The sequence below is a fragment of the Larkinella sp. genome, assembly GCF_965227735.1.
Classification (GTDB): domain Bacteria; phylum Bacteroidota; class Bacteroidia; order Cytophagales; family Spirosomataceae; genus Larkinella.
In genome coordinates, this window is the sequence record NZ_OZ245776.1 from 3,830,768 (window position 1) to 3,837,500 (window position 6,733).

The 6,733-nt window shown below is 48.2% G+C and carries 4 protein-coding genes (1 of these 4 only partly in view); 3 read left to right on the plus strand and 1 reads right to left on the minus strand.

Features of this window, described 5'->3' with window-relative positions; translation table 11 throughout:
* The first annotated feature begins 10 nt into the window (after positions 1-10).
* Positions 11-1,618, plus strand: a complete 1,608-nt coding sequence (locus ACO064_RS14885) for an Ig-like domain-containing domain (protein ID WP_421828062.1) — start codon at positions 11-13, stop codon at positions 1,616-1,618.
* Between the two features lie 452 nt (positions 1,619-2,070).
* Positions 2,071-3,879 carry a tetratricopeptide repeat protein gene (locus tag ACO064_RS14890; RefSeq protein ID WP_421828063.1) on the plus strand — a complete coding sequence of 603 codons (1,809 nt, stop codon included), beginning with the start codon at positions 2,071-2,073 and terminating at the stop codon, positions 3,877-3,879.
* 37 nt (positions 3,880-3,916) lie between these two features.
* Here the strand turns inward: ACO064_RS14890 and thrC are convergent, their stop codons facing one another.
* Positions 3,917-5,221, minus strand: coding sequence for a threonine synthase (gene thrC / locus ACO064_RS14895; protein WP_421828064.1), 1,305 nt, complete (start codon positions 5,219-5,221; stop codon positions 3,917-3,919).
* 157 nt (positions 5,222-5,378) lie between these two features.
* Here thrC and pruA point away from each other — a divergent pair, with 157 nt between their 5' ends.
* A protein-coding gene (gene pruA, locus ACO064_RS14900; protein ID WP_421828066.1) for an L-glutamate gamma-semialdehyde dehydrogenase crosses the window boundary here: on the plus strand, positions 5,379-6,733 show its 5' portion. Its footprint extends 277 nt past the window's final position; the window shows 1,355 of its 1,632 coding nt (coding positions 1-1,355); it begins with the start codon at positions 5,379-5,381; its stop codon lies off the right edge, out of view.

A 6,733-nucleotide genomic window follows, 5' to 3' on the forward strand; every position in this document is an offset into this window, starting at 1 on the left:
ATTGCCTAAAATGAAACAAGCACTCGCTCTCTTCGCCATTATCGTCGTTTTTCTGAATTCCTGTTCCCAATATGCCGCGCCGATTGGGGGCAAAAAGGACACCCTGGCACCCGTGCTGGTGGTCAGCACACCCATCAACAAGCAGAAGAATTTCAAAGGAAAAACCGTCGAGGTTTTCTTTAACGAATACATCCGGGTGGAGAATGCCAACCAGAAAATCCTGATCACGCCGGAACCGGAAGCTCCTTTTAAAGTTAAAATTAAACCGACGAGCCTACGGCTTTCGTTCGACAAACCGTTCAAAGATAGCACGACATACACCTTCAATTTCACGGATGCCGTAAAAGACGTGACCGAAAACAACCCGGCGCTGAGCCTCAAATTGGTCTTCAGTACAGGCAGCACCATCGATTCGCTCAGGGTAGGAGGGAAGGTGACCGACATCCAGACTGGCCAGCCTACCTTGAATACATTGGTGGGCCTCTATATTCCGAATGATACGCTGACCCCCACCAAAAGCAAACCGTATTACTTCACGCGCACCGATACAGCCGGGGTGTTTTTGTTGGAAAACGTGAAAGACGGTCGCTATAAATTATTCGCGTTTGACGATAAAAACCTGAATTTTATCCTGAATCCAAACACGGAAAAAGTGGCTTTTCTGAAAGGTGATCTTGACCTGACGGCGAATAATGACACCCTGAATTTGCAGTTATTTTCGTTTTACAACACCCCTCCGCGATCGGTCCGAACCCAGCAAATGGTCAACACCTACACGTATGTATTTGACCGGGGAATTGAAAAGTATTCCATCCGTTTTAACAATCCGGAGGACAGCATTCCCTCGTATTTCAGAACACCGACGGAGCTGACCTTCTTCAATGCGAAGGCAACATCAGACACGATTCGGGTGAAGATTACAGTAACGGATTCCCTAAAAAACACGACGGAGCTTACCCAGAAATTCAAGTTCCGGACCTCCACGCGCCGTGAAACACCGGAGCCGGTAACGATTACGGCCAAGCCAGCCGACAACGGAGATAGCGACCGCGATCTGAAACTGGAGCTGGAGTTTTCAAAACCGATGAAACAGATCACCCCGGATTCGTTGATGCTCTATAGTGACAGTACAAACCGCATTCCACTGACCCAGCAGGATTACCGATGGGAGAATAATCAAACCCGTTTTGTGCTGACCAAGTCGACCACCGCCCGGAACAACCTCATTTTCCGGTTGGGAAGAGGAGCATTTATCAGTGCCCTTACTGACTCGACGGCACGCACGGAATTAAATTATACCATCCGTGATCCCGAGAAATATGGCGTCCTGACGGGGCGGGCAAATACCTCGGCAAAGCAGTTTATTGTGGAATTACTGGATGAGAATTTCAAGCTGGTCGAGAAGCAACTAAACAACCCGACCTATCGATTCGTTAACATAAAACCGGGCCGCTACCGGCTCCGTATCATCATCGATGAAAACGGAAACGGCCGGTGGGACAGTGGAAACGTGACCGAAAACCGCTTTCCTGAACCCATCTTTTTCTTCACCAACAACAAAGGCATCATACCCATCAAGCAGAACTTCGACGTTAATGCGGATATAGACGCCTTTTGAAAGGTCAATGTGAAATTAAAAAAACACAAGTTATCGGTGGAAAAGTACGTGGAAAAGTGGATAAAGGGTGTGGATAAAATGTGACGGGGTACAAAAATTGCTGTGGACAAACGGGTTCCGGCTGTGGATAAGAAAAAAGTAAAGTGTGGATCGTGTATAACTCTGCTATTTTCCACAACTTATTCTTACCTTCATCAACATGTGGAAATGTTTATAGTGTATCTTGTGGAAATGTGTCTAAAAGGGCGGTTTATTCCAGGACAAGAATGTTGATAAATAAATAACCTATTGAAAATCAATAATTTCAATGTGGATAAATATGTTAACGTTGTGGATAAGTCATTTTTATTATCCACAGTATTCCAGAAGAAATGTGTATAAAGAAGTTGTCCACATATCCACAGGCAACAATCCTTTAAATCCTTTTATTCTTTAATTAATAAAAAAAGAAAATGAAGAAGATAGTAGGACTCTTGATGATGCTACTGTTGGTGGGCTCATTGAATGGATTTGCGCAGGAAGGAGCGGACCTGGCAGACGAGTATTTCAAAAAAGGTGAATTCGAAAAAGCGCACACGATCTACCAGAAATTGATGAAGCCCGGAGCCAGCAAGCAAATCATCAGCCGCTATGTGGAGAGCTCGGTCAAGTTGAATAAAATACCGGAAGCGGAGAAGTTGATCAGGAAGCTGGTGAAGTCGGACGACAAAAATCCGTATGTGCTTCTGCAGGCCGGCATTCTCGAAGAGAGCCGGAGTGATTCAGCTAAAGCAGATGTTTACTTTAACAAAGCTATCGCCGTTGCAGGAAATGCAATTAACGGTTTGCCGGAACTGGCTCAGGATTTTACCGAGCAAAGCAAACAGACCTGGGCCATCAAAGTGTTGAAGAAGGGGCGCGAGCAAAGTCGGGAACCGCTGGCTTATGCCGGCGAACTGGCGCGCCTGTATGGTGCCGTCGGGCAAAAGGAAAACATGATCGACGAATTGCTGCACTGGGGACTCATCCCGGGCAATCGTGACAATGTGCAGGCCATTTTGCAGGACAACCTGAAAGACGCTGATCAGAAGATGCTGGAGACGGTTCTGTACAAGAAAGTGCAGGAAAATCCGAACGAGATGTTTTATACCGAGATGCTCGTCTGGTACCTAACGCAGAAGAAGGAGTTTTATAAAGCATTCATTCAGGAACGCGCCCTCGACAAACGCTTAAAATTGACCGGTGTTCGCGTTTATGACCTGGGAGCGGTTGCACTCCAGAACAAGGATTATAAGAACGCAGCGGCCATGTTTGAGTACGTAGCGAAGGAATATCCCCAGGGGCAGCTCTATCCGTTCGCCAGGCGGCTGGTGATCAAGGCCCGGGAGGAGCAGGTGAAGAACACCTATCCGGTAGATAACCTGGAAATCAGGAAGCTCATTGCCGATTATCAGAAGATGTTTCAGGAACTGGGCAAAAATAACCGGACGCTGGAAGCCCTCCGAAGCACCGCCAGCCTGTACGCGTTTTACCTCGATGAAAAAGACACGGCTTTAACGATTCTGCAACTGGCCACCGAAATCAGCAAAAACGAAAAAGGGTTTATCGACCGGTGCAAACTGGACATGGGCGATATCTACCTCCTGAAAGGCGAACCCTGGGAAGCCACGTTGCTGTATTCGCAGGTTGAAAAATCGCAAAAAGAAGAGTTGCTGGGCTACGAAGCCAAACTGCGGAATGCCCGGTTGCATTATTACAAAGGCGAATTTGAGCTGTCGAAAGATGTGTTAGACATTCTGAAACAAGCCACAAGCCGGGAAATTGCCAACGACGCCGGGGCGCTGAGTTTGCTCATTATGGACAACACCGGCATGGATTCGGATAGCAACGAAACCGCCATGAAAGAATACGCTTCCATTGAGCTGATGTTGTTCCAGAACAAAGTCGATTCGGCCGCGCTGGAACTCAATCAATTGTATGCCAAATACAAAGATCACAGTCTGGCCGACAACATTTTGTGGCTGCGGGCCAATACGCTGATCAAACAGAATAAGATCGATGAAGCTTTGCAGGATCTGGAAAAAATCTCGGCCAATTACGGAGAAGACGTGCTGGGCGACGATGCGCTGTTTCTAACGGCCAAAACGTACGAGGAGAACAAGCAGGATAAACCCAAAGCGATGGAACTCTACAACCAGCTTTTGCAGAAGTATCCGGGGAGTATTTTCGGAGCCGACGCCCGAAAGCGGTTTCGGTCCTTGCGGGGAGATACCATCAATTAATCAAAAAGACCCGCTTCTCGGCGGGTCTTTTTGATGTTCAGGCGGTTTGCAAAAGAAAATCTTTAAACTCCGCAAAATCAGCCTTCATTTTAAAACTGCTTTTCGGTCGGTTCATGAGTTCTTCCAAAGCTGCCGGAATATCCACAGGCGTGTGGATAACTGACTCGACCAGTTCTTTAAACTTGGCCGGATGAGCTGTAGCCAGCGTTATTCCACACACATCCGGGTTGGTTTGTTGATAACGTTGCAAACCGAGGTAACCCACTGCCGTGTGTGGGCACATCATGTAGTTGAATTGTTGATAAACAGCCGACATCGCTTGTTTGGTCTGTTCATCATCGAAAAAATATCCGGACAAAACGTGCTTCAACGTTTCAAAATTATCATCGAACAAGTGAGCCAACCGCACAAAATTGCTTGGACTTCCGACATCCATCGCGTTTGAAATCGTTTCGACAGACGGTTTTGGCTCGTATACGCCCGTTTCCAAATACTTCGGAACCACATAGTTCAGGTTCGTCGACGCAATGAACTGTTGAACGGGCAGGCCCATTTTGTAGGCTAACGCCCCCGCACTGAGATTGCCGAAATTGCCGCTGGGCGTCGAGAAAACCACCGGTTTTCCCAGATGCTTCACTTGTCCGTAGGCCCGGACGTAGTAAAAGCTTTGTGGGATCAGACGGAAGATATTAATGGAATTGGCCGACGCCAGGCTAAACTGCTGATTCAATTCAGAATCGGTAAAGGCGGTTTTTACCAGTGCTTGGCAGTCATCAAATGAACCGTCTACTTCAATGGCCGTAATGTTTTGACCCAGGGTCGTCAATTGCTTTTCCTGCAACTCACTGACCCGACCGGTGGGATACAATATCGTCACCTTGATACCTGGAACACCCAGAAAGCCCATGGCCACGGCGCCACCCGTATCACCGGACGTAGCGACCAGGATATGCACTTCCCGGTTCGATTTCTCCAGATAATAGCCCATCATGGCCGCCATATAGCGGGCGCCCACGTCTTTAAAAGCCAGCGAAGGCCCATGGAACAACTCCAGAACGTGCGTTTTTCCGTCTTCGAGCGCCACCACCGGCGTATCGAAAGGAAAAGCGTGGTGAACCAGTTCTTCCAGTTGAGCGGATGGAATAGCGTCTTTAAAAAGCGCCGAGCTGATTTGAAAGCCAATATCGGCCAGTGAGCCGCCGGAAATGGAATTGAAAAAATCCGCGCCCATCGCTGGGATCGTTTCCGGCATATAGAGGCCCCGGTCTGCTGGCAAACTTCGGAGCAACGCTTCTTCCATCGAAACCCGGACAGAAGGATTATTTGTACTGTAAAACTTCATGGTAAGGAGCTAAAAAATTGCCGCAAGTTACGAAACCCCAAACCGTTAAGCGAACAATTAAATCGACAAATGACAAAAACTGTGGTATAAACCAGTGGGAACCTAAATCGGTTACATTCAATTATCTAGATTAGCAGCTTCAAAAATCAACAAACGTATGTCAGTAGGCTTTTTTCAGGTTCCGATTCCACAAAATGAGCCGGTTAAAGAGTATCGTCCCGGTTCCGACGAGCGCGCAAAGTTAAAAGCCGCCCTCGCCGAGGCTTCTTCGAAAACCGTTGATATTCCGATGTACATCGGTGCAGACGAAGTTCGGACCGATGTTCAGAAGGAATTAGTTGCTCCGCATAACCGCCACCAGATTCTGGCGCATTTTCATGAAGGAGATCAATCGCATGTTGAACAGGCCATAACGGCGGCACTGAATGCGAAAGAGGAGTGGGCGAATCTGTCGTGGGAACACCGCGCCAGCATTTTTCTGAAAGCCGCTGAACTGCTGGCTGGACCGTATCGCTACAAAATCAATGCAGCAACGATGTTGGGTCAGTCCAAGAATGCTTATCAGGCCGAAATTGATTCGGCCTGCGAACTGATTGATTTTCTGCGATTTAATGTGCATTATGCCACGGAAATCTACAGCCAGCAGCCCAAATCGTCGGCTGGTGTCTGGAACCGTCTGGAATACCGTCCGCTGGAAGGCTTCGTCTTTGCCCTGACGCCGTTCAACTTCACCGCTATTGCCGGCAATCTGCCCACCGCGCCCGCTTTGTTGGGAAATACGGTGGTTTGGAAACCGGCTTACCAGCAAATCTATTCGGCACAGGTCATCATGGAAGTGCTGAAAGAAGCCGGCTTGCCCGATGGTGTCATTAATTTGATTTACGTGGATGGGCCATTGGCGGGGGAAGTGATTTTCAAACACCCGGATTTTGCGGGAATACATTTTACCGGTAGCACCGGTGTTTTTCAGCAGATCTGGAAAACGATTGGCGAGAACATCCATCGGTACAAATCCTATCCGCGCATTGTGGGCGAAACCGGCGGAAAAGACTTCGTATTGGTTCATGAGTCGGCCGATCCGAAAGCCGCTGCTACCGGCCTGGTTCGCGGAGCCTTTGAATACCAGGGGCAGAAATGCTCGGCGGCATCCCGGGCGTACATTCCGTCAACCCTTTGGGAACAGATCCGGGCGTACATCGTCGCCGATTTGCAGGCCATTAAAATGGGGAGTGTCGAAGATTTCGGGAATTTCGTCAACGCCGTCATTGACGAAAAATCCTTCGATAAAATCAGCAAATACATCTCTGATGCGAAAGCTGATCCGACCGTCGAAATCATTGCGGGAGGAAATGTGGACAAAACCGACGGGTATTTTGTGGAACCAACGGTGTTGGTTGCGGCCAATCCGCTGTATGTAACGATGTGTGAGGAAATATTCGGCCCGGTTTTGACCATCTATCTCTATCATCCCGATAATTTTGAACAAACCATCGAACTGGTCGATCAAACTTC

Coding starts and splice junctions, on each gene's coding strand:
- ACO064_RS14890 (WP_421828063.1), top strand. CDS start 2,071: ATGAAGAAGATAGTAGGACTCTTGATGATGCTACTGTTGGTGGGCTCA.
- ACO064_RS14885 (WP_421828062.1), top strand. CDS start 11: ATGAAACAAGCACTCGCTCTCTTCGCCATTATCGTCGTTTTTCTGAAT.
- thrC (WP_421828064.1), bottom strand. CDS start 5,221: ATGAAGTTTTACAGTACAAATAATCCTTCTGTCCGGGTTTCGATGGAA.